17 protein-coding genes are annotated in these 26796 nt (G+C 72.8%); 5 read left to right on the top strand and 12 right to left on the bottom strand.

What is annotated here, in order from left to right:
* Window positions 1-6: 6 nt before the first annotated feature.
* The 3 genes from ABZ193_RS22485 to ABZ193_RS22475 are packed head-to-tail and all read right to left on the bottom strand — an operon-like array spanning window position 7 to window position 2993.
* Window positions 7-291, bottom strand: a complete 285-nt coding sequence (locus ABZ193_RS22485; RefSeq protein ID WP_354711335.1) for a hypothetical protein — start codon at window positions 289-291, stop codon at window positions 7-9.
* Between the two features lie 51 nt (window positions 292-342).
* A complete protein-coding gene (locus ABZ193_RS22480) occupies window positions 343-2472 on the bottom strand; it encodes a DUF6049 family protein (RefSeq protein WP_237335841.1) in 2130 nt (709 codons plus the stop codon).
* Window positions 2469-2993: an NUDIX hydrolase gene (locus ABZ193_RS22475; protein WP_026153651.1), complete on the bottom strand. Its 525-nt coding sequence runs from the start codon at window positions 2991-2993 to the stop codon at window positions 2469-2471. The genes ABZ193_RS22480 and ABZ193_RS22475 overlap by 4 nt, the downstream gene beginning before the upstream one ends.
* A 131-nt stretch (window positions 2994-3124) precedes the next feature.
* Here ABZ193_RS22475 and ABZ193_RS22470 point away from each other — a divergent pair, with 131 nt between their 5' ends.
* The 3 genes from ABZ193_RS22470 to ABZ193_RS22460 all read left to right on the top strand — a co-directional run bounded on the left by ABZ193_RS22470 (window position 3125) and on the right by ABZ193_RS22460 (window position 6305).
* A complete protein-coding gene (locus ABZ193_RS22470; protein WP_020416214.1) occupies window positions 3125-4558 on the top strand; it encodes a CCA tRNA nucleotidyltransferase in 1434 nt (477 codons plus the stop codon).
* Window positions 4559-4592: 34 nt separating this feature from the next.
* Entirely contained in the window at window positions 4593-5882 is a 1290-nt protein-coding gene (locus tag ABZ193_RS22465) for an ATP-binding protein (RefSeq protein WP_354711333.1), read from the top strand.
* A 72-nt stretch (window positions 5883-5954) separates the two neighbouring features.
* Entirely contained in the window at window positions 5955-6305 is a 351-nt protein-coding gene (locus ABZ193_RS22460; protein WP_354711331.1) for a hypothetical protein, read from the top strand.
* On the opposite strand, the gene ABZ193_RS22455 is transcribed toward ABZ193_RS22460, so the two are convergent.
* The 8 genes from ABZ193_RS22455 to ABZ193_RS22420 are packed head-to-tail and all read right to left on the bottom strand — an operon-like array spanning window position 6302 to window position 24360.
* A complete protein-coding gene (locus ABZ193_RS22455) occupies window positions 6302-8149 on the bottom strand; it encodes a TNT domain-containing protein (protein ID WP_354711329.1) in 1848 nt (615 codons plus the stop codon). The genes ABZ193_RS22460 and ABZ193_RS22455 overlap by 4 nt on opposite strands.
* 37 nt (window positions 8150-8186) lie before the next feature.
* Entirely contained in the window at window positions 8187-9956 is a 1770-nt protein-coding gene (locus ABZ193_RS22450) for a hypothetical protein (protein ID WP_354711328.1), read from the bottom strand.
* On the bottom strand, window positions 9923-11968 hold the full coding sequence (locus tag ABZ193_RS22445) for a YrhB domain-containing protein (RefSeq protein ID WP_354711326.1): 2046 nt from the start codon (window positions 11966-11968) through the stop codon (window positions 9923-9925). Before ABZ193_RS22445 ends, ABZ193_RS22450 begins: the two co-directional genes overlap by 34 nt.
* Window positions 11968-13476, bottom strand: coding sequence for a TNT domain-containing protein (locus ABZ193_RS22440; RefSeq protein WP_020416208.1), 1509 nt, complete (start codon window positions 13474-13476; stop codon window positions 11968-11970). The genes ABZ193_RS22445 and ABZ193_RS22440 overlap by 1 nt, the downstream gene beginning before the upstream one ends.
* A gap of 28 nt (window positions 13477-13504) precedes the next feature.
* On the bottom strand, window positions 13505-22147 hold the full coding sequence (locus tag ABZ193_RS22435) for a toxin glutamine deamidase domain-containing protein (RefSeq protein ID WP_354711325.1): 8643 nt from the start codon (window positions 22145-22147) through the stop codon (window positions 13505-13507).
* A gap of 2 nt (window positions 22148-22149) precedes the next feature.
* Complete coding sequence (locus ABZ193_RS22430) at window positions 22150-22479, bottom strand: hypothetical protein (protein WP_237335849.1); 330 nt, start codon at window positions 22477-22479, stop codon at window positions 22150-22152.
* The gene (locus ABZ193_RS22425) at window positions 22476-23066 is read right to left on the bottom strand and encodes a YbaB/EbfC family nucleoid-associated protein (protein WP_020416205.1); all 591 of its coding nucleotides are present in this window, start codon (window positions 23064-23066) and stop codon (window positions 22476-22478) included. The genes ABZ193_RS22430 and ABZ193_RS22425 overlap by 4 nt, the downstream gene beginning before the upstream one ends.
* A 55-nt stretch (window positions 23067-23121) precedes the next feature.
* A complete protein-coding gene (locus ABZ193_RS22420; RefSeq protein WP_039791177.1) occupies window positions 23122-24360 on the bottom strand; it encodes an MFS transporter in 1239 nt (412 codons plus the stop codon).
* 232 nt (window positions 24361-24592) lie between these two features.
* Between ABZ193_RS22420 and ABZ193_RS22415 the strand changes: the two genes are divergently transcribed.
* Complete coding sequence (locus ABZ193_RS22415) at window positions 24593-25228, top strand: YqgE/AlgH family protein (protein ID WP_255346830.1); 636 nt, start codon at window positions 24593-24595, stop codon at window positions 25226-25228.
* Here the strand turns inward: ABZ193_RS22415 and ABZ193_RS22410 are convergent.
* On the bottom strand, window positions 25225-25629 hold the full coding sequence (locus ABZ193_RS22410) for an SdpI family protein (RefSeq protein WP_027935573.1): 405 nt from the start codon (window positions 25627-25629) through the stop codon (window positions 25225-25227). The two genes, ABZ193_RS22415 and ABZ193_RS22410, sit on opposite strands and share 4 nt — an antisense overlap.
* A 66-nt stretch (window positions 25630-25695) precedes the next feature.
* On the opposite strand from ABZ193_RS22410, the gene ABZ193_RS22405 reads away from it, so the two are divergent.
* The gene (locus tag ABZ193_RS22405) at window positions 25696-26787 is read left to right on the top strand and encodes an esterase-like activity of phytase family protein (protein WP_354711323.1); all 1092 of its coding nucleotides are present in this window, start codon (window positions 25696-25698) and stop codon (window positions 26785-26787) included.
* The last annotated feature ends 9 nt before the right edge of the window (window positions 26788-26796 follow it).

Raw genomic sequence — 26796 nt, 5'->3', positions numbered from 1 at the left:
GTTATATCAGTTACTAATATTTTTCGTCGTGCACGCTCCGCTCGGCCGGAACGGCTCGGCGAGCTGCGCCAGGTACCCGTCCGGGTAGTGCGGCTGGCGGCGGGGCGGCTGCGGCAGCCGGTCCGGCGGCAGTTGTCCCTGCTGGCGGGTCGGCTGCGGGGGCCGCGGCCTGCCGTTCGCCGCAGGCGGGATGCGGCGGGTCTGGTCCTGCCGAGCGCGATCAGGCGGCGGCGGGCGCCGTGTTCCGCGGTCGGCGGGACGCTCGGGTGGCCACCCCGGGTCTCTGTCCAACGCGCGCGCCCAATCCTCGCCGGTCCGGTTCTGGCACCCCAGAGTAGTCGGTCAGGCCTTGCGGGCCCGGACGCGACGGTAGATCTGGCGCGCGGAGAGCAGGACCAGGGCCGCCGCGCCCGCGATCGTGAGGACCAGCGTCACGACGCCGTACTCGTTGGACCGCAGCTCGAACCGCGCCGGGTTGCCCAGCGGCGTGCCGCCGGGGGTGGTCAGCGAGACGGTCAGGTTGAACACACCGGCGCGCAGGGCCTCGGCCGGGATCCGCTCGCTGCCGCCGAGGCCGGCCGGGACCAGGCGGTCCGGCACCTGCTCGACGCGCAGGCCGGGCGTGTTGCTCAGCTGGATCCGCACCGCGATCTGCACCGGCAGCCGGTTGTTGAACGACACCGGCAGCGGCGCCGACCCGGACGCCATCGAGATCGGCACCGGCGGGGTGTCCACCGTCACGCGGCCGAGCAGGCCGTCCAGTTCGGCGCGAGCGTCGGCGGCCGAGGCCTCCGCGGCGCCCTGCCGCGCGCGCCAGGCCGCCGACGTGCTGCGGACCAGCGCGAACCGCAGCGGTTCGAGGAGCTCGGCGGGCTCCACCTGCGCGGCCGGGTCGATCTGCATCGCGCCCTGCAGGTCGGCCATCGTGGTCTCGATGGAGCTCATCTCGTCGGTGACCGACGTCGGGGTCGCGGTGGCCAGGTCCTCGGCCGTGTAGCTCATCTTGGCGCTGCCCGTGCTCGCGGTCGCCAGCAGCGCGGGCAGCGACTGCGGGGTCAGCATGTTGCGGTCGACGAAGTCGCCGACGTTGCGCAGGAAACCGGTCAGCTCGTCCTGCGTCGCCGTCCACCGGCGGGGCGGGGCGACCAACACCGGCCGCGAGGCGCCACCGGCAAGGCCGCCGCGGAACGCGAGCGCGGCCAGGCCGTTCTGCGTGGCGATGTCCGGGTCGTCCACCGGGGTCGCCGCGGTCGCCTCGGTGCTGCCGGACGCGCCGGCCAGCCCGGACAGGACCAGCGAGTCGACCTGCTGCGCCCGCAGCGCGGTGCCGTCCAGCGTGACCGCGCCGGACGACTGGCCGCTCGTCGACGAGTCGACCGGGTCGGTGATCAGGGTGCGCACGCCGGCCCCGCTCAGCGCGGCCAGCGTGCTCTGGTCCAGCGCGCCGCCCGCCCAGAGCACGCCGTTCTGCGGGGTGACGCCGAGCAGTTCCTGCACTCGCGCGCCGGTGTCCAGGGCGAACGGCAGCAGGTCACCGCTGCGGACCTTGGTCAGCGCGGTCAGGTCGGCGTCGGCGTAGGGCAGCTGGACCACGCACTGCCCGGTGACCAGCTCCCGCAGCGACTGCAGCCACGCCTTCGCGGCCTCCGCGCCGGTGCCGCCGGTGGTGCCGGTCGAGGTGCGGACCTGGTAGCCGCGGGACATCGCGTCCACGGTGTCGAGCAGGTCGGGGTCGATGGCGTAGCAGAGCGCGCGGGTCAGCTGCGGGTCGTCGCGGACCGCGCTCGCCGACTCCACCAGTCCGTACAGGCGGCCACCGGGCCGCAGCTCGGTCGCCAGCACGTCGTCGGACAGCACCGCGGTGCCGCCCAGCGGCGCGGCCACGATCCGCGGGCGGGTGTCGGCGATCGGCCACAGCATCGTGAACGGCGACGGCGAGGTGTTCTGGCTCGTCGCGCTCTTGCCCGGCGCGGACAGGACCGGCAGCAGCATGCTCATCGACGCCAGCCGCGCCGCGCCGCCGTAGTCCGGCGTGCCGTTGACGTTGACCAGCATCGGGTACACGCCGGCGCTGTTCACGCGCAGGTTGCCGCGCGTCCCGTCGAGCCGGACGGTGACGCTGAGCTGGGCGGTCTGCCCCGGCTCCAGGGTCGACGGTTCGACGTCGACCCAGTCGGTGCTCGACGCGGCGGCCGCGGCCGCGCCGCTCATCGCGGTGCGCACCTGGCGCTCGGTGGTGAGCCGCTCGCCCAGCTCCAGCCGGACCTGCAGGTCGCTGATCCGCCGGTCGCCCACGTTCGTCACGGAGCCGGTGACGTTGAGCGTCACCGAGTTCGTGGTGATCACGCGCGGGTTGAGCTGCGCGACGTCCAGCCGCAGGCGGCTGGGCGCGTCCGACTGGGCACTCGCCGTGACCGGGGTGAACATCGCGAGGAGGAACGCAACCAGCCCGGTGGCGGCGAACCGCTTCACTCCGACGCTCCTTCTGTCGCTCGCGTGTCGTCGTCGAACAGTTCCCGCGCCTTGCGCACCAGGGACCGCTCGTCGGTGTAGGCGAGCCGGGTCTCCAGATCGGCGATCGGCACCCAGGCCACCTCGGTGACCTCCGAGTCCTCGTCGGACAGCTCGCCGCCGGTGGCTTCCAGCAGGAAATGATGCACCGTCTTGTGCACCCGCCGTCGCTCGGCCACGAACCAGTAGTCGATGGTGCCGAGCGGCCGCAGCACTTCCGCGGAGATCCCGGTCTCCTCCTTCACCTCGCGCACCGCAGTCTGCTCGATCGTCTCGCCGTCTTCGATGTGGCCCTTCGGCAGCGACCACAGCAGCTTCCCGTGGCGGTCCAGCCTGCCGATGAGCACGGCGTTCTCCCTGGCGGGATCGACCACGAGGCCGCCGGCGGAGGTCTCCACGGAGGTCGTCATCTTCCGGCCGCGGCGGCGGCGTGACCGGCGTCGCGGCTTACCCCCGCCGGAGCGACCGGCCGATCCAGACATGCTGCGATGCTAGTGCGTGGCGGCCCCTTCCGGCCGCTACTGCGTAGTTGACTGTTCACTCCTCGTCGATCGGTAGGCTGGTTCCTCGTGTCTGTCATGGTTGAGTCGACTCCCGAGGCGGTTCGATCCCGGTGAACGAACTGACCGCGAAGCGGAACGCGGTGACCGAGCTGATGCGGATCTCGCCGCTGGCCGACGAGCTGGCCGGGCTGTTCGCGAAGGCCGGGCACCGGCTGTACCTGGTCGGCGGCAGCGTCCGGGACGCGCTGCTCGGCCGGCTGTCCGCCGACCTCGACTTCACCACCGACGCGCGGCCCGAGCAGATCCTGAAGGTCGTCCGCGGCTGGGCCGACGGCGTGTGGGAGGCGGGCATCGCCTTCGGCACTGTCGGCGTCACCAAGCGCGGCTCGACGCTGGAGATCACGACGTTCCGCGCGGACGTCTACGACCGGGTGAGCCGCAACCCCGAGGTGACCTTCGGCGATTCGATCGAGGGCGACCTCAAGCGCCGTGACTTCACGGTCAACGCGATGGCGATCGACTTGTCGACCAAGCAGTTCGTCGACCCGCACGACGGGATGGACGCGCTGCGGCGGAAGGTGCTCGACACCCCCGCCACCCCGGAGGAGTCCTTCGCCGACGACCCGCTGCGCATGCTGCGCGCCGCGCGGTTCGCCGCCCAGCTCGGCTTCGAGCCGGCGCCCCGCGTGGTGACCGCGATGACCGAGATGGCCGGCGAGATCCAGCGCATCACCGCCGAGCGGGTGCAGACCGAGCTGTCCAAGCTGATGCTCGGCCGGTACCCGCGGCGCGGGCTGGAGCTGATGGTCGACACCGGGCTCGCCGAGCACGTCCTGCCCGAGGTGCCCGGCATGCGGCTGGCCATCGACGAGCACCACCAGCACAAGGACGTCTACCAGCACTCGCTGACCGTGCTGGACCAGGCGATCGCGCTGGAGCGCCGGGACGACCCGGACGCCGAGCCCGACCTGGTGCTCCGGCTGGCCGCGCTGCTGCACGACATCGGCAAGCCCGCCACCCGCCGGTTCGAGGAGGGCGGCGGCGTGAGCTTCCACCACCACGAGGTGGTCGGCGCCAAGATGGCCCGCAAGCGTTTGCGCGCGCTGAAGTACCCGAAGCAGGTGATCGAGGACGTCGGCCAGCTGGTGTTCCTCCACCTGCGGTTCCACGGCTACGGCAAGGGCGAGTGGACCGACTCGGCGGTGCGCCGGTACGTCACCGACGCGGGTGAGCTGCTGCCCCGGCTGCACAAGCTGGTCCGCGCCGACTGCACGACGCGCAACAAGCGCAAGGCGGCCGCGCTGCAGCGCACCTACGACGAGCTCGAGGAGCGGATCGCGCGCATCCAGGCCGAGGAGGACCTGGCGAAGGTGCGGCCCGACCTGGACGGCAACGAGATCATGAAGATCCTCGGCCTGCCGCCGGGGCCGATGGTCGGCAAGGCGTGGAAGCACCTGAAGGAGCTGCGCCTGGACCGCGGGCCGCTCGACCACGACGAGGCCGTCGCCGAGTTGCGCCGCTGGGCCGAGGAGAACGGCCTGTAACTTCAGGGTGCGTCGAGACGACCGGGAGGTCGTGATGTCCCCACCGCGAGCGGCGAGTTACCTGAGCACCCTGCTGCGGCGGGGCGCGCCCGCGATGGCCGGCGCGACCGGTGGACTGGACGACGAGGTCGCCGACCCGGCGCCGGTGTCCCCGCTCGCCCGGATGCGGCGCATGGCGGGGCCGGTCGACCTCGCGGCGCAGGACAACCTGCTGCTCCGCGCCACCCGGTACGTCGCGATGGTCCCGCTGGTCTACCGCGTGCTGGCGGTGGCCGGGGCGCTGGTCGCGTTCCTCGCCGGCGACCACGGTGGCGTGGCGCCGGTGGTGGCGGTCGCGGTGTGCTCGATCGCGCTGAACCTGTACGGGCTGCGCTGGCTGTTCCGGTCGACGCCGTTCCACGGCGGTGGCGCGGTCCGGTTGCTGGTGCTCGACGTGGTGTTCACGGTCGCGGCCAACCTGGTGGTCGCGGCGACGGTGCCCGCCCCGGCCTTCACAGCCGCGATGCAGGTGCCGGGCAAGCACCTGCTCGGCGGGGTCGCGTTGCTGACCCTCGCGCTGGGAGTCGGGTACGGGCTGGGGCTGACGGTGCTGAGCGTGCCGCTCGCCGGGGCCGCGTGGTGGCTCAACAGCGGCGTGTTCAACGTGAAACAAGCCTTCGCCGGGGTCGGGACGATCATCGGCGTGCTGGTGACGGCGACCGGCGCGCTGGTGCTGCTCGGCCTCGGCACCCGGCTGGCGCTGGCGTACGGGATCAGGCACGGCCGCGAGGCCGAACGCGCGCGGCAGCACCGGATGCTGCACGACACGGTGCTGCAGACGCTGGAGACGATCGCCCTGCCGGGCTCCGGCAGCAGCGAACACCAGCTCAGCGAGATGCGGCGGCTGGCCCGCGCGCAGGCGATCGAGGTGCGGCAGACGATCGAGGGCGCGGAAGGCAGCGGCCCCCTCGGCGAGAAACTGGCGGCCCTGGCAGCGGAAATGGCCCGTGACGGCCTGCGCGCCCAGCTGGTCATGGCGGAACTCGACCCGGACACCCTGACCGAGGTCCGGCAGGTCGCCATCCGCGACGCGGCCCGCGAGGCACTGCGGAACACGCTGAAGCACTCGGGCACCGACCGGGTCGTCGTGCGCGCGGAGGAACGGGACGGCGGGGTGGCGGTGGTGATCCGCGACCACGGCGCCGGCTTCGACGAGGCGGACCGCCCACCGGGCTTCGGAATCAGCGAGTCGATCACGGCGCGGCTGGCCGAGGCGGGCGGCCAGGCGCGGGTGGAGTCCAGCCCGGGCAGCGGAACTCGCGTGACGCTCTGGATGCCGCGATGATTGCCGGGGTATCGCGCGGTATGGCGCGTTCGCGCTGAAAGGAGCTGATTTCGGGTGGATAACTTGCCGCGCATGGCCGAAGAACAGAACGACACCCGGAGGCTCGCCATCGAAGCGCTGGAGACCGCCCGCGAAGCCCGTGTGCTCGCCGTCGCGGCCTCGAAGGAGGTCGGCGACGTGTCAGCTCAGCTGAGAGGGCACATCACAGTGCTCCACGCGCTGCGCGAAACCCAGCTCGAGCAGGGGGCCCGGTTGGATCGACTCGAACGGAGGGTGGACGAGGGCTTCGCGCGGGTGGACGCGAGGTTCGAGCAGGTGGACCGGCGGTTCGAGCAGGTCGACGCCAGGTTCGAGCAGGTCGTCGACCAGATGAACGCGCGGTTCGATCAGCTCGTTGCGCTGATCAAGAGCAGCAAGCGCTAAAGCCGCTCCAACCCGCCGGTCTCCACGTGGTGCCCGACGGGGTGCGGCAGGAAGTACGCCACCGCCCCGCCGGGCATCGCTCCCCATGGTTGTGTCACGCCGGTCAGCACGCGCACCGGCCGCGCCACCCGGTACAGCACCCGCTGCCCCTCCCGCTCCGGCAGCAGCGACGTCTCCGGGAACCGCGCCGTCTCGTCGTGCACCAGGTTGCCCGCCTCGCCGCCGAACCGGACCAGCGTCGTCCCTGCGGGCAACGTGACCAGCCGCTTCGCGCGGTAGAACGTCAGCGGCGGCTCGCCCCGCTGCGGTGTGATCGGCCAGTCGCCCTCGTCGTCGACCGCCCGCACCGGGTACAGCAGCAGCGATCCGAGCAGGAACCGCGCCGCCTCCTCGACCCGCGCGAACGCCGCCGGCTCCGCGCCGTCCGGGCCGGTGACCTCCCAGCTCGACTCCGTCCGCTGCAGACTCCACGCCCCCTCGGCCCGCGAACCGATCCGGTACGCCGAGGGCGCGATCCCGTACTCCGCCAGCCGCCGCTCCAGGACCGTCAGCACCTCCGACGCCCGCAGCCCGTACGGCGGATCGCCGCCGCGGTCGATGAGCGTGACCGCGTCCACCTCACCCGCGTCGGGCTGTGGCGGCAGCGGCCTGCCCAGCAGCTCCGCCTCCGCGGCCGCGAGCAGGTGCGCCGGCACGGTCGGCGCCCGGTAACCCTGCGCGCGCACGTGCTCGACCAGCTCCGGCTGCGGCGGCAGACCGTATTTCCGCAGGTAGTGCGGCACCGCCGCGGCCCAGATCCAGGTGCCGTCGGTGTGGAACGCGTCGGGCACGTCCGGCTGCGCCGCAGGCGCGAACAGGTCCGGCAGCCGGTTCGGCCTGGCCACCGCGACCGGCGCCCGGTACAGGTAGTCGAACAACCCGCGGGCCTCGTCCGGCGGCAGCGCCTGCCGGTTGACCACGGGTGGCTCGCCGGGCCCGTCGACGACCGCGGCGTGCCGGAACGCCGCGTCCACCGGCAAGCCGGCCTTCGCCGCGAGCCAGTCCGGGACCTGCTTCCGGTCGCGCGGGAAGTGCTCCAGCTCGGCCTCGTACGCGCGGGCGGTCGGCCTGCCTGAGGGTGACTGGCGCCAGTTCGGCTCGGCCGACGAGTCGTAGTCGAACGTGAAGTCGGCGGGCGCGACCAGCGTCAACGTGCCCTTGAACCACGTCCCGGCGCCCGGCTGGTACATCGCGGCCCGCAGGTCGCCGAACAGCTGCCCGAGCCGCGGCGACGCGGGCAACGACACCGACTCGCCCTCGCCCGCGGCGCGGACCTCGATCTCCGCGTAGTCCCCGACCTGCCGGAACTGCGCGGCGATCCGCTCCCAGCCGTCGGGCACGACGTCCCGCAACAGCCGCGCGATCTCCCGCACCAGCTCCTGTGGATCCCCGGCTCCGAGCTGCCGCACACCGGCGGCGAAGTCGTGCCGCTCCTGCCAGATCGCGGTGATCTCGGCCTCGGTGGCGTCGACGGCGAAGTCGTGCAGGCCGAGCTGCCGCGCCCGCGTCTCGTCGGTGCCGTTCCAGCGCAACGTCAGCCCCTCGCCGGGGGCGACGCGGTAGATGTCGTCGTCGAACAGGCAGTGCGTCTGCAGGCTGAAGGTCGCGGCGACCTCGGCTTCCGGCAGCACCTTCGCCGGCCGCCCGTCGAACTCCTTGTCGAAGTCGGCGGGCGCGTCCTCACCGGGCGGCGTCACGAGCAGGACGGTGCCGTCCGCGCTGGAGCGTTGCGCCGGGAAGACGCGCCCCTGCCACACGGCGTACAGCCCGTCGGGGCGCTCCGCCAACTCCACTCGGTACCGCACGACTTCCCCCTGCGTCCGGAAAACGGGCCCGTCAAACTTAGCCGGGCGGGTACCGGCGCGCCCAGTCCTCCCGCAACGACCGGCTGCGCGTGACGCCGTACAGGTTGAAGTGCAGGTAGATGTCGTTGGCGATGTTGTCCAGCAATCCCAGCGGCGTCAGGGCCCCGACCAGGTCCGCGGGCAGGCCGGGCACGCCGAGCCGGGCGCCGGCCAGCGCGCCGGTGAGCGCGGCGGTCAGCGGCGGTTCGGCCGCCTGCAGTCCGGCGGCCTGGATCGCGGCGAACGGGTCGTGCTGCCGCTTGGTGGCGGCGAACACGGCGCGCCCGGCCACCGCGAGCGGGCTCGCCGGGTCGCCGAGCGTCTCGATCTGCTCGGTGTCCGGGATGTCGCGGCCGTCGCGCATCGCGAGGACGATCGCGGCGATCTCGTCGAACGGCGTCTGCCCGGACTTCCGCAGCTCACCAAGGACGGCGTGGAACGGCCACGACGGCTCGCCGTTGACCAGCACCTTCGTGAGCAGCCGCACGACCAGCTCGATCGCGGTGGCGGACTCGCCGTCCGCGCCGGTCAGGGCCCGCGCGACGGCCATCTGGTACGGCAGCCCGGCGTTTTCGAGCTCGAAGCCCGCGGTCATGGTCGCGGCGAGCACGGCGGTCAGCGGGTTCGGCGGCGCTTCCGGGCCGTCGCCGAGCGCGACCGAGAGCCAGCTCTCCGGCTTCGGTGCGGGCGGGAACCCCTCGGGCACGTCGCCGGTGAGGGTCATGAACGGCAGGCCACGCATGACGGCTTCGGTGTGCCGGAGGGCCTGCCGGGTCATCGGGCCGAGCACGTCGCCGTTGCCGAGAGCGAGGCACTCCCCGACCGCGAACCCGACGTAGGCGCCGACGACGCGGTGCCAGGCGAACAGCCCCGAGGGTGTCCCGGCGTCCTGGAACTTGCCCAGCGTCCACGGCCTCGGTTCGGGCTGCCCGGTGTTGTCGTAGTGGTTGATCAGGCCCGCCCCGGGGAGGTCGGCAGGCCACTCGACCGGCCGGCCGTCGTGGCGCAGCCGCAGGTTGCGCACCCACAGGGCGTACGCGCGTGCGTAGCGCTCGCATTCGTCGGCGCTGAGCTCGTACCCGTTCTTCCTGGCCCAGCCGCCGACCGCGCGGAGCCGCTGCGGAACGAGGTCGCCGAGCCCGGACTCGGCAGCCAGCTCCGCGATCCGTGGGGAAACCTCGGGCGCGACCTCGTCGACATACCGGCCCGGGTTCTGCTCGGCCCCGTCGATCTCCGCCGCCAGGTCGACGCCCACGGACAGGACGTGCCCGGGGTCGAGGTCCAGCCGGGTTTCCCCCGCGTCGGGCCGCAGCAGGTCGCGGGGCCGGATCCGGCGCCACCGGTGCACACCGGCCGGGACCGTGCCCGTCGCGGTGTAGGCGGGGACGACGATCTGGCCGTCCCGCGTGCGGTTGCGGACGGGCTCGCCGTCCGCACCGAGCGGAACCAGGACCTCGCAGTCCAGCAACAGCCTGCGCATGGTCGGCCCGTCGATCCAGCCGACGCGGTGCATGCCCAGCAGCCTCGCCGCCGGGGTGGTGGCTTTCGGGCTGCCGAACCACTCCGGGCCGGGCCGGTGCGCGGGGTTCTCCCGGACGTTGCCGGTCGGCTGCTCGCGCTCGTCGACCTCGATCCACCGCACGATCGCCGGCTCCGGGGTGCCGAGCCCGGGGAACTCGTTGCGCCGGAACTCGGGGTCCGGCACGGCCTTCCAGTCGGTGAAGCGCTGAGCCGTCACGGCCGGATCGCCGGATAGCGCCGAAGCCATCGCTGTCCTTCCTCCCCCTCCGGGATCCCCTCGAACCGGCGGGCGACGTCCGTGACGACCCGCTCGATCAGCGGTTTGAGTTCGAGCTGGTCCACCCACTTCTGCGGCAGGCCGGGCACGCCGTTGCGCGCGCCGGCCAGCGCGCCGGCGATCGCCCCGGTCAGCGCGCCGCGCCCGGAGTGGTTCACCGCGCGCAGCAGGGCGACCTCGGGGTTGTTCTCGAACCCGCTCACCGCGGCGAGCGCGCGCCCGAGGACGGACGCCGTGTCGTGGCCGTCACCGATCTCCTCGGGCTCGGGCAGGTGGTACAGGCCCTGTTCCGGGATGGCGATCAGGGACCGCGCGGCCAGCTCGCGCACGGCGTCCCACCGCGGTCCGTCCCGGTCCTGCAGCACCGCACCGGCCGACACCCACAACGCGGGGCTGAACTCCCGCTCCAGTGATCGTTCGAACAGCAGGCCGAGGAACACGGCGAAGGTCACGTCGGTATCGTCCGATTCCGGCAGGGCCGAGAAGGAGCGGACCGCCGCCTCGGACGCGCCGAACGGCACCTCGCCCCGGCCACCGACGGTGAGCACACCGGGCAGCGCGCCGAGCAGGACCGCCGGGCCGGAGTGGAGATCGGCCGGGTCCGGATCGCGGACGGCGTGCAGCTCGGCCAGGTGCGGCAGCCACCCTTCGATGTCCGGCACCGCCTCGCCCTGGGTGTGCAGCCACCGGGTGGTCGCCTCGTGCGCCGCACCGCCGCGCAGGACGGCCTCGGTGAGGAACAGCAGGCGCTGGGTGAGCGGGCCGACCGGACCGGGCTCGGTCCCGTCCGCCGAGTTGCCCAGCGCTTCCCCGAGCGCGAAGCCGACGTACGCGCCGAGGATGCGTTGCCAGCTGAAGTTGGTGTCCTGGCCGACGTCGGCGAACTTGCCGAACGAGTCCACCCGCAACACCGGTTCGCCGTTGTCGTCGTACCCGCGGGCCAGGCCGAACGCGGCGAGGTCGTACGGCGGTCGCGGCGGCAGCGCCATGCCCATGCGCCGGACCCAGGACCGTCCGGCGACCACCCGGTAGCACTCGTCCGCGGTGAGCTCGAAACCGTGGGCGCGGGCGCTGTCCCCCGCGTCGACCGGCAGGTCCACCGGCTCGGGCAGCCCGATCCGCGCCGCGGTGTCGGCGGCCCAGCGCGTCAGGTCCGCCGAGGCCTCCACGCATTCGCCGGTGACCTCGATCTTGTCGCTGTACCGGGGGAACTCGGCGTTCGCCGCGCGGATCTCCTCGGTGGTGACCTCGACCGGGAGCTGCCACGGGCCGTGGATGACCAGGTCGGCTTCCGGCACGTGGGACAGCAGGGTCACCGGGTCCAGCCAGAACCACTCCCGGCTGCCCGGCGGGAAGAAGCGGGTCGACGTCCACAGCTCCACCGTGCGACGACCGTCCTTGGTGGACTGGTGGCGCACCCGGCCGTCGGACAGCGGCACCAGCACGCTCTCCTCGAGCAGGCCGATGACGAACTTCCGCTGGTCCAGCCAGCCGATGTGGCGGAACTCGACGAGGTGGTCGAGCGTGGTCCACGGCATCGGGTAGCCACGCCGGCTCGGCCCCGTCCGGTACTCGGGGTTCGGGCGGAACTCGCCGGTGTCCGTGCCGTCCGGCAGGTGGCGCTGCCAGCCCGTGATCGCGGCGAGCGGCACGCCGAGGCGACCGAGGCCGGAGGCGGCGTACTCGGGGTCGATGACCTCGGCCCAGTGGTCGCGGCCCGGGTACTGGGCGGGGATGCTGAAGCCGTCGCTGATGGGCGACGCGTGGCGCAGGTCGCCCTCCGGGTCGCGGACGATCAGCGCGGGTGGCGGGATGATCTGCTCGCCGAGGTCGCCGCCGTCGAGGTAGGCGGTGGAGTTGTAGGGGACGTACCAGCCTTCCGGGCGCCGCACGAGGTTCGCCTGGTCGGCACGCAGGCCGGCGCCGGGGTGGACCTCGCGCAGCCACTCCTCGACCTTCGCGACCGCTTCTGCCGCTTCCACTACTCGATCCTTTCCAGGCTTGCGTCCGCCACGTGCTCGCTCAGCGGTTTCGGCAGGACGTACGCGACACCGCCACCGGGCAGGTTCGCCCAGGGGATCGCGATGCCGGTCACGACCGCGAGGCTGCGCCGGAGCCGGTAGCGCCGCTCCTCGCGGTCCCGCTCGATGGGCAGCGAGGTCGCGGGGAAACGGGTTTCGTCGTGGTGGACCAGGTTGCCGGTCTCGTCGCCGAAGCGCTGCACGACCGTGGCCGCGGGCAGCCGGATCAGGCGTTTGTTGCGCAGCAGGGTCAGCGGCGGCTCGCCCTCGGCGGGCTGGATCGGCCAGTCCGCGAGCTCGGCGGAGGTTTCCAGCGGGGTCTCGGCGCCGCCCGTGGTCCGCGCGGGGTGCAGCAGCAGGGCGCCGAGCAGGTGCTGCGCCGCGTCCTCGGCGCGTTCGAAGTACTGCGGGCGCACCGGCGCCCCACCGGCGTAGCGCGCGACTTCCCAGCCGCGATCGGTCGGGTTGAGGCACCACGCGCCGTCGGCTCGCGACGCCAGCCGGTAGGCCGCGGGCCAGATGCCGTGCTCGGCCAGCCGCTGCGCCAGCACCACCAGCAACGCCGGGTCCTCCAGCGCCGGATCGGTGCGGGTCTCCAGTTCAGCCGCGATGTCGCCGGTGGTCGGCAGCGCCTCGCCCGGATCGGCCTTCGGACGGGACCGGCCGAGCAGGTCGGCCGCCGCGGTGCGCCGGGTCAGCTTGTCGACATAGGGCGGCTGGAAGTCCTGGTCCCGGATGTGCGCGAGGAAGTCCGGCTCCGGTGGCGTGCCGTACTTGCGCAGGTAGTGCGGGACCGACGCGTGCCAGATCCAGGAGCCGTCGGTGTGGTAGCTCTCCGGCACGTCGGACTCGGTGCCGCCGCTGAAGATGTCCGGGCCCAGCCCGCTGCCGACCAGCACCGCGGGCTGGCGTTCGAGATACCGCAGGAGCGCCGGCACCTCGTTCTCGGGCACCGGCGGACGCCCCATGACGGGCGCGGCGCCGTCCTCGTAGGTGTCGACCACGCGGGCGTGCCGGAACTTGACGCCGAGCGGCAGGCCGGCCGCGCGGCGCCACCAGTCCGGCAGGTGCTCCGGATCCCGGGGAAACGCTTTCAACTCGGCTTCCAGCGCGGCGGGCAGGTCGTCCGGGGGCGTCCGCCACCACGGTTGGCTCGTGGTGCTGACGTCGAGGTCGAACTCACCGGACGGGTGCAGCGCGTATCGGGCCTGCAGCCAGGCCCCGACACCCGGCTCGTACATGGCCTCCCGTAGTTCGGCGAACACCTCGGCCAGCTCGGCCGACGCCGGGAAGGTCCGGCCGGAGCCGCGCGTGAACGCGATCGGCTCCAGCTCGGCGTGGTCACCGACCTGGCGGAAGTTCAGCTCGATCCGTTCCCACCCGGACGGCGCGTCGGCCCTGGCGAGCGTGCCGATGCGCACGAGCAACGGACGGTGCGGCTCCATGATCGCCGTCGCCTCCCTGCCCATCTCCGTAGTGCCGCTCACTGTAACCAGCTCACGCGAGGATGGAGGTGCACGGGAAACCAGCGGGCTGCGCCTCCCACATGCCGAACGTGCGCCGCTGCACCGACTCGATGAAAGACTCCTCCTGGGCGGTGAGCGCCCGGCCCTCTTCCTTGGCCTGCTTGCGCATCCCGTCGACCGTGGCGTAGAGCGCGAACAACGGTCCCTCGCCGCGGAGGTAGAAGGCGCGCTCCCGTTCGGTCTCCGCGATGAACTCCGCCTCGGTCAGCGAGCGGAAGTTCGACGGCAGCTCGTCCTGCAGGACCTTCTCCAGGTGCGTGCTGTTCTCCTCGAACTGGCCGGTGCGGACGTTGAGCAGGAAGCCGGTGAGGTTGCCGTCGCCGTCCCGGTCGACCCTGTAGGTCTTGTTGAAGCACTTGAAGTACTGCGGGGTCGGGACCTCGACGGCTTCCTCCACCAGGGGTTGCTGGGGTCCGTCGAGCTTGCGGTGCCTGCCGCCCCGGGCGGTGCCGCCCGCGGCGCCCGGCCCGGCCATGCCCGGCATCGGGGGCATCATGCTGACCGCGCCGACCGTGCCGTCCGAGGTGCGCACCTGCATGTCCAGTCCGCCGCCCTGGGCGAGCCGGTCCTCGGTGGCGAGGACCTCCATGCCGGGGGTGCCGGCGAGCTGGGCGGCCGCGCGGTAAGCGTCGTCCGCGCTGCCGACCTGCATCCCCGCGGACGCGAGGCCGGACAGGCGGGAGGCGTCGCCGTCGAACCCGGCGAGGTTCCGCTGGAGCTCGTCCCAGCCGGGTGAGGTCGCGGGGAGGGCGGTGCCCCCGACCGCGTTCGCGATGCCGCCCAGCGCGGAGTCCAGCTCCCGCCGTGCGGCGGCGGCGCGTTCCAGCTGGTCGCGCAGGTAGGCGTCCGTGTAGGCGGGGTCGCTCGCGCGCGAGGGGTCGAACCCGGGCAGCAGCTGGTCACCGATGCCGCCGGGCGGGAAGCCTCCGCCTGCCGGGGGGAAGCCGGGCTGCTGGGGCCGCTCGGGCGGCGGCTGGTGCTCGGCCGGTGGCCGGAAGTCCGCCTCGACGTGGTCCGGGAACTTCGGCATCGGCAGCCGCTCGTCCCAGGCTTCCTCGACCACCGGGATCGCGTCCGGGTAGGTGATCAGGTTGACCAGGATGCCCAGATTGGTGAGGAGCAGGCGCCGGAAGCCCGGGTTGTTGTCGACGGCGTCTCGGAGCTCGGGGTGCTCGTCCAGCAGCCGCTGGAACGCGTCGTCGACGCGCATGGTCTGCCCGTTGACGACGACGGTGTCCTCGCCGGGGCGGAGATCGTCCGCGCCGCGGTCCGCGGTGTCGTCCGCGGCCCGGTGGTCGTCTGGGTTCTCGTCCCGTGGCCCGGGTTCGTCCGGATCCGCGGGGGTTTCGTCACGGGAGGTCGGCGCCTCGGCGGTGTCATCCCGGGGCACCGGCTCGTTCGAGGTGACGTCGCGTGGCTCGGCGGTTTCGTCCCGGGGAGCCGGTGCTTCGGGAGCGTCGTCGTGCCGTGCGTCCGGGAGGGTGTCGCGTGCCTGCGGGGTTTCGTCCCGGGGAGCTGGTGCCTGCGGGGTGTCGTCCTGTCGGCTTGCGGCGTCGGGAGCGGTGTCGCGTGCCTGGGGCGCTTCGTCCCGGGGAGCCGGTGCTTCGGGAGCGTCGTCCTGCCGTGCGTCCGGGAGGGTGTCCCGTGCCTCCGGGATCCCATCCCGAAGCGCGTCGCGGCGGTCATTCCGCGGCTCCGGTTCGCGCGGCGTGTCGTCGCGCGGCGACTGCTCTTCGGGACTCTCGTCCCGGCGAGTCGTCTCGTCCCGCGGTGCCGCTTCCTCCGGCGTCCCGTCTCGGTCGGCCGGCGCGTCCGCCTGCGATGCCTGGTCGCGCTGGAGCTCCAGGGTGTCGTGTCCGTCCGGCGTTCCGCCGTCGTGGACGGGCGGTTCGACCGGCATGAACGGCCCCAGGGTGATCGGGGTCGTCGGCGTGGCCGAGCCGTGCTGCAACGGCGTCATCGGAGTGTCCTGCAGCTGCGGGATCTGCTGGACCGGTGTGTCCGGGACCTGCGGAGTCTGCTGGACCGGCGTGTCCGGGACCTGCGGGATTTGCTGGACCGGCGTGTCCGGGACCTGCGGGTTCGGCGCCTGGGTGTTCGGCGCCTGCAGGTTGACCGTCTGCGGAGCGGGCCCCGGGGTGTTCGGGGCCTGCAGGTTGAGGGTCTGCGGGCCGGGCGCGTTCGGAGCCTGCTGCGTGCCGTAAGGCAGCGCGAACTGCGGGTTCGCCGCCAGCCCGTTGCTGGTGGCGAGCGACCCGAACGGCAGGAGGCTGACGCTCGTCGGGTTGGTCGGAAGCCTCATCAACCCGCCGTTCTGCGGGTCTATGAACACGACGCCTTCCGGCGTGTTGACGGCGAGGGCGACGTGCGCCTGGTGCGAACCGTCGGGCTGCTGGTACGACACGTAAATCACGTTGTGCGAGCCGTGCGGCATGTTCGCCACGCGCGCGATCGCATTGTCGTAGCTGCCCACACCGTGCACCCACTTGGCGCCGAGCTGGTCCTCCAGCCACTTCATGCGGTCGAAGGCCGCGAGGTCCTTGGGCAGGACCGGATCGGCCTGCGCGTCGATCCCGATCAGCCGCTGCGCGTACGCCACGACGCACCGAGTGCAGTTGTGCCAGTAGCCCATGTCCACGGCGTTCGGCAGGACGCGGTTCGGGTTGACGTTCGGCAGCTCCGGGTGCCGCGCCGCGACGTAGGCGCGTTCGTTGGGGCCGACAGTGCCCGCGTGGATGGCGGGCAGCTGGTGGAGCGGTGTCGCGCCGGCCATGTTCGACCAGGGCGCCGGCTGGTTCTGCAACAGCGGCACGCCCTGCTGCACCAGTGGGCCGGGTCGCGACTGGACCGGCGCTTGCTGCTGGTACGGGTTGTGCACGGGCGCCTGCTGAGGCGGCCCGAACTGCCCCTGCTGCTGGTAGGGGTTGTGGACGGGCTGCTGGTGCTGGCCCTGCTGCTGGTAGGGGTCGTGGACCGGCTGCTGGTGCTGCCCCTGCTGGTACGGGTTGTGCACGGGCGCCTGCTGAGGCGGCCCGAACTGCCCTTGCTGCTGGTGAACCGGCGCGGGACGGGTTTGGTTCGGCTGCGTCGGCGCGGGCTGCTGGTACGGGTTGTGCACCGGCGTGTGCTGGGGCGGTCCGAACTGCCCTTGCTGCTGGTAGGGGTTGTGGACCGGCTGCTGGTGCTGCCCCTGCTGCTGGTACGGGTTGTGGACAGGCGCCTGCTGAGGCGGCCCGAACTGCCCCTGCTGCTGGTACGGCCCGCCCTGGTGCGGCGGCGGCTGCTGGTGCGGGTGCGAACCCGGCGCCTCGTCCGGGCGGACCGGCGTCGCCGAGCCGGGCTGCGCCGGAACGCCGTCCAGGCGGTTCCGCAGAGCGTCGCCCGCGGCGGGGTTCCAAACCGGATCGGTGCGTTCGGGACCTGTGCCGAGCAGCTCGCTGATCCGGCTGACCGGCGGCTCCGGCGTGGTGGACGGGGCCGGTTCGCTCTTGCTGGACAACGGCGTGCCGTCGCCGGTGTGCGTCTGCATCAGGTGCACACCGGACGGGTTCGGCGGCAGGTCGGCGAGCCGGCTCGTCATCGGGTCGACCAGCGCCACCCCGTGTTCGGTGTTGACCACGCTGAACGCGCGCTGACCGTCCGGCGTGTCGACCGACAACACGGCCCGCGAACCGACCGGCTGCCCGGCCATCTCGCGCACCACGCTGTTGTAGTCCGGCAGCTGGTGGAACTCGCCACCGAGCTGCCTGGCGAGGAAGTCCCTGCCGCGCGGGTCGTCCGGTCTGCCCGGCTGCGCCTCGGCCTGGATGCCTTCCATGCGCAGCTCGAACGCGAGCACGGATTCGGCCGAGTTGGTCCGGTAGGCCTCCGGCATCGCGTCGGCGTAGTAGCCGCGGGTGTTGACGTCCGCGATCTCCGGCAGGTGCTCGCGGAGGAAGCGGACCTCTTGGTGGGCGTTGCGGGTGAGCGGCGTGGGGCCGGTGGCCTGGGCACGCGGGTCGACGGGATCCGTGCTCCGCGCGTGGATGGCCGGCTCACCGACGACGTCGGAGGACCGGCGGATGTCACCCCAGCCGTTCGCCGGTTCACCGATCTTCGGCGGTTTCGGGGCTTCCTGTGGGGGCTTCGACGTGGTGTCCGAGTCGGACTTCGCCGGGACATCGGCCGCCGCGGCTTCACCGCCGAAGGCGCGCGCGAACTCGCGCTGGGACGCGGCGTGGATCTCCGCTGCCTGGACGTCCGCCACCTCGCGGTTGCGGTCCATCTGCTGCTTGGCGGCGTCGGGCGGGAGGTAACGCGGGTCGTCGGGGGTGATCTCCTCGAGCCGGATCACCCACTTCTTGCCGCCGTGCGGGGTCTCGATCTCGATCTTCTCTTTGACGACCAGCTGGGTGCCCGGCTTGTACAGGACCTCGTGTTCCGCCTTGTTCGAGGCCAGGGACTCGATGTATCGACCGGTCTTGCCCTCGATGATCATCTCGACGTCGCCGGGCCACATGGCCGCGCCCATGTCGGAACGGCTCGAGCTGAGGAACTGCGACTCGACCACGACCGCGTCGACTTCGTACCGGCTGGCCACGATGGCGGCCGCCTCGCCGCGCACGTTGACCCGGCGCACCGTCTCGCCCTCGTACCGCGGCATCTCGTTCAGGCCGGACACGAGCGCGCGGACCATCGGCATGACGTCGTCGAGGTTCCGCCCGGTGCGCAGTGCGTCGTTGATGACGTCGAAGACGGCGCTCGAGGTGTAGCTGTGCACGGCGTAGGCGCCGTTGTCGGTCATGTGGCGCAGAGCCGCGTCCAGGTCGCGCATCTGCAGCGCTTCGAGGAACTCGTGCTCGTGGGTGAGCCTGCCGGTGCGCTCGTCGACGATGCCGCTGGCGAGCTGGTCCTCGCCGAGGGCGTCGAAGTCGGCGCGGTCGTGTGTGCGGAAGTCCAGGTCCGCGATGTACGGCTCGTCGACGACCGGCCGGTCGCGCTCCGGCACCGCGTCCTCGCGGGTCGGGGTGGCGGTGTCCTCCGGGGGATCGAACGGGGTGCGCTCGGCGGCGGGCGCCTCGTCGCGCGCAGGGGTGGCCGTGTCCTCCGCGGGGTCGAACGGGTTTCGTTCGGCGGGTGCCTGGTCGCGCGTGGGGGCGGCGGTGTCATCGGCGGAGTCGAACGGGTTTCGTTCCGAGGGTGCCTGGTCGCGCCGTGGGGTGGCCGTGTCCTCCGCGGGGTCGAACGGGGTGCGTTCGGGGGTGGGTGCTTCATCGCGGCGTGGCGTCGCGGTGTCTTCGGCGGGGTCCAACGGGCTGCGCTCGGCCGCGGGTGCCTCCTGGCGAGGAGTTGCGGTGTCCTGCGGCGGGTCGAACGGCGTCCGCTCGGCGGCGGGCGCGTCCTCGCGCGGAGGGGTGACGGTGTCCTGCGCCGGGTCGAAGGGGGTGCGTTCGGCGGCAGGCGTCTCCTCGCGGCGCGGGGTTGCGGTTTCCTCGGCCGTGGGCTGCGCCGCGGTCTCGCGCGTCGGCACGGGCGTGTCGCGCGAGATGGGCGTCTCGGCCGGCGGGCCCGCCTGCGGGAGCGGCGCCGGCTGTTCGGGCGGGGTGGCCAGCATCCAGCGCGGATCCGTGGGCGCGCCAGGCCGCCCGCCCTGCGACTGCTGGCCGTATCCACCCTGCGGAGTCTGCTGTGGCGGACCGTACGGCTGCCCGCCCTGCGGCGAGCGCGGTTGCTGCGACGGCGGCCCGTAAGTCGGTGGCTGCTGCGAGGGCGGGCCGTACCCACCCTGAGGCGGCCGGGGCGGACCACCGTTCGGCGGCGTGCCCATCGGGCGCTGGGGTGCCGTGTTGCCGTACCCACTCTGCGGCTGACCCCGGAACGGCGCGCCCTGAGAGGGACCGCCCTGGGGCGGCTGTCCCTGAACCGGCGGCCGGACCTGCCCGCCTTGCGGGGCGCCGCCCTGAGGTGACTGCCCTTGGAACGGACCGCCCTGAACGGGACCGCCCTGAACCGGACGGCCTTGAACCGGGCCACCCTGCATCGGTGCACCCTGTGCAGGGCCGCCCTGGACTGGGCCGCCTTGAACCGGGCCGCCTTGGGCAGGGCCGCCTTGGGCAGGGCCGCCTTGGGCAGGGCCGCCCTGCATCGGCGCACCCTGGACGGGACCGCCTTGCACGGGCGTGCCGTGGGGCGGCCTGCCCTGCGGCGGTTGGCCTTGGAGTGGAGCGCCTTGGGGTGGCCTGCCCTGCACCGGGCCGCCCTGGCCTTGGAATGGTGCGCCTTGGGCGAATCCCTGCGGGGGCCTGCCCTGAGGTGGCTGCCCCTGGAACGGGCCGCCCTGCGCCGGGCCACCTTGAACCGGACCGCCCTGCATGGGGCCGCCTTGCGCCGGGCCACCTTGCGCCGGGCCGCTCTGGGGCGGCTGTCCCTGGAACGGCGCGCCTTGTGCGGGGGCGCCCTGAGGTGGCCGCCCCTGGAACGGTGCGCCCTGGGCGAAGCCTTGGGGCGGCCTGCCCTGCACCGGAGGGCCGGCCTGCGGAGCACGCGGCGGCTGAGCACCCTGGCCGTAGCCCTGAGGTGCGCCGCCCGGGTAACCCTGCATCGGCGCGGCGGGAGGCATCTGCGGCGGCGGCTGCTGTCCCCGGTCGCCGTGCTGGGGCGACGAAGGTGCGCCTCCGGTAGGGCCGAAGCCACCGGGTGTGTAACCGGCGGCTGCCACGCCGTCCGGGTTCGTCGACGGGTCGTTGGGCGGGAACCCGCTGCCCGGCTGGGCCGGACCCGCACCGGCCAGGGCGGGCACCCGGTCCGCACCGGTGGCCGGGGCGCCGTCCGAAGTCCCGGACGTGCCGCGGGACGAGGTACCCCCCGTGTTGGCGGAACCCGCGGAGGAGCTGCCGGACGAGGAGCCCGCCGAAGCACTGCCGGAGCCTGCGGCGGAGCCGCTGGACGAGCCGGCTGCGGAGCCGGCGGACGAACCAGCAGAAGAACCGCTGGCAGAACCAGCGGAAGAACCGCCCGCGGAGCTGCCGGCCGAGCCCGCGGAGGAGCTGCCCGCCGAACCCGCCGAGCCACCTGCCGACGAACCGCCTGCCGACGAACCGCCGGATGACGAGCCACCTGCGGACGAACCGCCGGATGACGAGCCACCTGCGGACGAACCGCCGGACGACGAACTGCCTGCGGACGAACCCGCGGAGGAACCGCCGGACGAACCGCCGGACGAACCGCCGGACGAACCGCCGGACGAACCGCCCGAAGTACCTGCCGTCGAACCCCCGCCGGCCTGGCTGGGGGCGCCGCCCACTGGTGCGCCGCCGACCGGGGCTGCCGGTGCGGCGGTCGACGCCGCCGGGGCCTGGCCGCCCTGGTGGGCGGCACCGCCGTCCGAAGTGGACCGTGGGGGTTCAGCCGTCGTGGCGGGGCGATCCGCCACCACCGCCGACTGGCCGCTCACCCGGTCGTTCGCGATCGCGTTCGACACCGACCCGGACGAGCTGCCCGACGAGGCCATCGCCGGCTCACGCGCGGCCGGCGCAGACGACGAACCGCTCGAATCGGAGCGCGACGAACCACCGGAATCCGAACGGGACGAGCCACCCGAGTCCGAAGACGACGACGAACCACCCGAGTCCGACGAGCCGGAATCCACCGGCGAACCGTCGACCTTGATGTTGCCCGCCCGCACGTCGGCGTTGAAGCTCTTGATCTCGTTGATCTGGTCCTTGGCGCCACCGGTCGCGCGGTCCACGGCCCCCGCGGACGCGCCCATCGCCAGGTCCTGCATCTTCAGGTTGCCGAGGTCGCCGGTCAGCGCGGCCTGCCCGACCGTCGTGGCCACGCCTTCGACGGCCCCGCGCACGCCCTCCCGCACGGCGCGGTCCGCGATCTGCCCGGCGACGCTGTCCTGCAGCCCCTTGGTCGCGCCCTTCGGGATCGCGTGCCCGGCCGCCCCGGCGACACCGCCGGCCACACCGCTGGCCAGCGCACCGGCGGTCTTGTCGAAGTCCCAGCTCTTGCGGTCGCCCTTGGCCATCTGCAGCGCCTGGATGCCGCCGTCCAGCGCCAGGTTCATCGCGACGTTCATCGCGATCTCCTTGGCCAGCCGCTTCAGCAACTGCATCGCGACCTTGCGAAAGCCCTCCTGCAGCATCTTCTGCACGAGCTGCCGGAAGACCATCTGCACGGTCATCCGCGTGGCCATCTGCGCGGGCACGATGCCCGCCGTCGACCCGCCGAACGTCACCACGGCGGCCGCGATCATCGCCGCGATCTGGATCGCCAGGATGATCAGCGACGCGATGATCATGTACTTCGTGTACTCGACGTCGAGCGCCGTCGCGTCCGCCGACTGCGCCAGCGCCTCGCACGCCTTGGTCAGGTTCGTGAAGTAGGCCTCGTCACCGGTGACGAACTTGTCCCACATCTTCTGGAACTCGACCGCGGGCTGACCGGTCCAGGTGCTCAGCACCTCCGACGCGGCCCCGTTCGCCTTGTCGACGATCGGCCCCAGCGCGTCCCGTGCGGCCAGCCACGCGTCCCGGACCTCGCGCAGCTTGTCCTCGTCGCCCTCCGGCCAGTGCTCGCCGACGACGATGGGCAGCAGCCACTTGACGTCCTCGGGGAACTCCATCCCCATGGTCAGACCTGACCTGTGTTCTTGATGACCTTCTCGGCGTCCTTGTGCGTGCCCTCGGTCGCGTCCGCGGCGTCCTTCACGGCCTTCGCCACGTCCTTCAGCGCCTGGTCGAGGCTCCCGAAGGCCTCGGTGCAGTTCTTCGCGGCCGGTTCGTAGTCCTTGGCGAACGCCTGGCCGGACTCGTCGTTGCCCCAGCAGGCGCCCTGCGCCTCGAGCGCGGCCTTGAGCGCCGCGCCGGCGGCCTTCAGGTCGTCACCCGCCGGCCGGAACTTCCCCGCGCCGGACCGGACCGTGTCCGGGTCCATGTCATGGCCGGTACCGGGTCCGGTCATCGGTCACCCCGCGTCATCCAGGTGTCGGGCATTTCGTCGTCGTCGTTGCTCGGACGCGGGCGGCGCGCCGCCGGTTTCGGTGCCGGCGCAGAAATCGGCGCGTCCCGGCGCATGATCGTCTGCGACTCCGGGTCCTCGGCGGGGCGCGGCTCCGGTTCCGGCTCGGGTTCGAGGAAGTCCGGGATGTCCGGCATCAGGCCGGCCAGCGACGGCGCGCCCTCGATGAACTCGGACAGGTCGGGCAGGTCCGCGGTCAGCGGCCGGAACAACTCGGCCTGCTGCTGCTTGACCTGCAGCATCCCGCGGCGCACCAGGTCGCTGATCGTGCGCGCCAGCGCCTCCGGGCGGGTGCGGTCGAACGTCGTCGGAGCGAGCTTGAGGTCGGCCAGCGTGCCCTGCGCGTCGATGGTGACCTTGACCAGGCCGTCCGGCGAGGACAGTTCCGCGGTGAGGGCGGACGCGGCCTCCTGCGCCTCCCTCAGCTGCGCCGTCTGCTGGTGGAACTTGTCCATCAACTGGTCGACGGTCTCACGCATCGCCGCGTTGCGGGCTTCCTTCTGCGCGCGGTCGTCCCCCGGGGTGCTCACGCGGGCCACTCTAGTGGGCCGCGTTCCGCCGGTCGGCGTAATCGGGAAAATTCCGTCACTCGGTGCGGGCGCGCCGCGCGATCACCAGGTACCCGGCCGCGCCGAGCAGGTACAGCGCGGTGGCGACGAGCAGCAGCGACACGGACCGCCCGGTCAACGGCACGACCGTCGCGGCGAGGGAGACCGCGATCACCTGCGTGATGTTGAACAGCGTGTCGTACAGGGAGAACACCCGGCCGCGGGCCTCGTCGCGCACGTCGTGCTGGATCGAGGAGTCCACGCACAGCTTGACGACCTGGCCTGCGGCGGTGATGACGAACGACGCGACCAGCACGGTCGGCAGCTGCATCGGCAGGCCGAGCCCGGCCTGCGCGACCGCGGCGACCACCAGCGCGCCGGGGATCGCGCGGCGGCGGCCGAGCCTGCGCACCAGCCGCGGCGTGAGGAAGCCGGCGAACAGGATCCCGGCGCCCGCCATCGCGGCGAGCTGCCCCAGTCCGGGCAGCCCGGCCTTGAGCAGCCCCTGGTCGGTGAAGCTGAACCGCAGCAGCAGCACCGTGATCAGCAGCGAAATGCCGTAGGACGCCCGGTGCGCGAGCAGCGCGACGAACCCGGCGACGACGCTGGGCGCGCCCAGCGCGGCCTTGGCCCCGTCGACCAAGCCGCGGGCCACGGCAAGGAACGCATCACTGGGCTCGTCGACCGAATCCGGTCCCAGCGCGCCACGGGCGAACCGGCGGGCGATCGCGGCCGAGACCACAGTGCCGAGCATCGCGACGGCCGTCGTCCAGCCGGAACCGGTGTTCCCGGCGCCGATCAACGACCGCAACCCGATGGCGACCCCGCCGCCGAGCACCGCGACCAGCGAGCCGAGCGTGGTCGCCACCGCGTTGGCCGTGACCAGGGTGCCCGCTGGCACGACGTGCGGCAGCGACGCGGACAGACCGGACCCGACGAACCGCGAGATGCCCTCCACGATCAGCGCGAGCACGAACAGTTCCAGCCCGGCGAACCCGAGCCCGACCGAGACCGCGGTCGCGACGATCGCCGTGCCGCGCAGCAGGTTGGCCACGATCAGCACGCGCCGCCGGTCCCAGCGGTCCAGCAGAGCGCCCGCGAACGGCCCGATGAACGAGTACGGCAGCAGCAGGACGGCGAACCCGCCCGCGATGGTCAGCGGGTCGGCGCCGCGCTCGGGGTTGAACAGCACCGCCCCGGCCAGCCCGGCCCGGAACATGCCGTCGGAGAACTGGGCGGCGAAGCGGGTGAACAGAAGCGTGCGGAAGCCCGCCATCGCGAAGAACGCGCGCGGTGACACCTTCTCGACGGGATGTGCACTCGCTGTCACGGCTCACCAGCTTACGGTGCCGGGCGCGCCGGAAGGAGGGGAAGATTTCGAGGGCCGGCGCACTTGGTCGCCTCTCGGCGGCATTGCGCAGTGTGGCTCCTGCCGAACGGTATTCCACAAAGGCTTTTCTTCAGTGAGCCCGGGGGACACGGAGTGCGCCGGCCACCCAGTCCAACGGGTGGGGGCCGCGCCTTGTTCCCGGCCGTGCGGCCCTGTTTTCCGGGAGTGGGATCATGGGTGCGTGCCAGCGGACGCCGAGGTTGAACCGGGATCGCTCCTGGTCGCCGCTCCTACGATGTTCGATCCCAACTTCCGCCGCACGGTGGTGTTCATCATCGACCACCGGGAGGAGGGAACGCTCGGGGTCGTCCTGAACCGCCCGAGCGACGTGCCGGTCGACGACGTGCTGCCCAGCTGGGGACGGCACGTGGTGGAGCCGCAGTCGGTGTTCGTCGGCGGCCCGGTGGAGAAGAAGACCGCGTTGTGCCTGGCCGCGCTGCGTGCCGGGGAGACCGCGTCGGGCGTGCCGGGGCTGATCGGCGTGCGTGGTCCGGTGGCGCTGGTCGACCTGGACGCCGATCCGGACGCGCTGGTGCCGAAGGTGCGTGGCCTGCGCGTGTTCGCGGGTTACGCGGGCTGGGACTCCGGTCAGCTGGACGGCGAGATCGACCGCGGTGACTGGCTCATCGTCCCGGCGCTGCCCAGCGACGTGCTGGCCACGCCGGAGCGGGACCTGTGGGGCCAGGTCCTGCGCCGCCAGGGTGTGCCGACGGCGTTGCTGGCCACCCACCCGGGCGACTTGCAGCGAAACTAGGCGCGCTGCACGGCACACCCGCCGCAAGCGCAACCGGAGCACCCGGCCGGCGCGGCGGGAGCCGGCGGCGGCACGGCGGCCGCGGCCCGGTTGCCCAGCACGCCACCACCGGCGACGAGCGCGAACATGCCGACCAGGCCGATCGCGGTCGCGGTCAGGACACCCGCGGTGCCCGGCATGAGCAGGCCGGCGATCCCGGCCACGATCCCGATCACCCCGGCGACCATGGTGGGCAGCCCGGCGACGCGGTTCGCGACGCGGAACGCCTCGTCGGAGCGCAGGGTGGCGGCCGTGCGCACACCGGCGCCGCGGTCGCGCGGGAGTTTCTCCCGCCAGCCGAGCAGGCCTCCCCAGCCCACGACGACACCCAGCACGAGCGGAACCAGCGCGACTACGAACACGTCAACGAGCATAAGCGTGATGTTGGCGCTACCCGCTGGACACCCACGTGCGCTGTGCTGCACGCCATGCTGAAGCGACTCTCGGCCGGCGTGCTCGCCGGCTCTCTGCTCTTGACCGTCGCTCCCGCCGCACAGGCCGCTCCCGCGCCCGTGCGTTTCCTGGGGGAACAAATTATCTCGCACGCGCTGCCCGTCGGCGACTACACGATCGGGGAGTTGTCGAGCATCGACTACGACCCGCGCACCGGCGAGTACGTCTTCATCGCCGACGACACCTCCGAGGCGCCGGCCCGGTTCTTCACGGCGAAGGTCCCGGTGTCCGCCAAGGGGCTCGGACCGGTCACCTTCACCAGCGCGCAGCTGTTCCGGCAGCCGGACGGCGGCACCTACCCGGAGGACTCGGTCGACCCCGAGGAGATGCGGGTCGACCCGTGGACCGGCTCCTACTACTGGAGCCAGGAGGGCATCCGGTCGGACACCGCGCTGATCGACCCGTCGGTCCAGGTGGCCCGGCGCGACGGCGGCTACGTGCGCACCCTGCCGATTCCGGACAACGAGCGGATGCGCCCGGACTCCGGCCCGCGCCGCAACCTCGTGCTGGAAGGCCTCACCTTCGCCGCCGCGGGCACGCTCGTCGTCAGCTCGGTGGAGGGCCCGCTGCTGCAGGACGGCCCGGTCGCGACGCCCGAGCGGGGCGCGCTGTCCCGGATCACCGTGCAGGCCCGCACCGGTCCGGTCCTCGCGCAGTACGCCTACCCGCAGGAACCGGTCTTCGCCGACTCGAACCCGCCCGGCGGCACCACCGACACCGGCGTCTCGTCGATCCTCGCCGCCGATCCGCTGGACCCGTCGCGCTACCTCGTGATGGAGCGCTCCTACGTGTCCGGCGTCGGCAACAAGGTGCGGATCTACGAGGTCGACACGACCGGCGCGACGAACGTCCTGCACACCGCTTCCCTGGACGGCGCGAAGGTGCGGCCGGTGCGGAAGAAGCTGCTGCTCGACCTGGCCGACTACCCGCTGTCCAAGGTCGACAACCTGGAGGGCATGACCTGGGGACCGCGCCTGCCGAGCGGCGAGCGGACCCTGCTGCTGGTCAGCGACGACAACCTGTCGACCCGCCAGATCACGCAGGTCATCGCATTCGCGGTGCGCTGAGAGCCGGGC

This window comes from Amycolatopsis sp. NPDC006125 (assembly GCF_040614195.1).
Lineage (GTDB): Bacteria > Actinomycetota > Actinomycetes > Mycobacteriales > Pseudonocardiaceae > Amycolatopsis_E > Amycolatopsis_E tucumanensis.
This window is presented reverse-complemented; position numbering and strand designations above follow the sequence as displayed.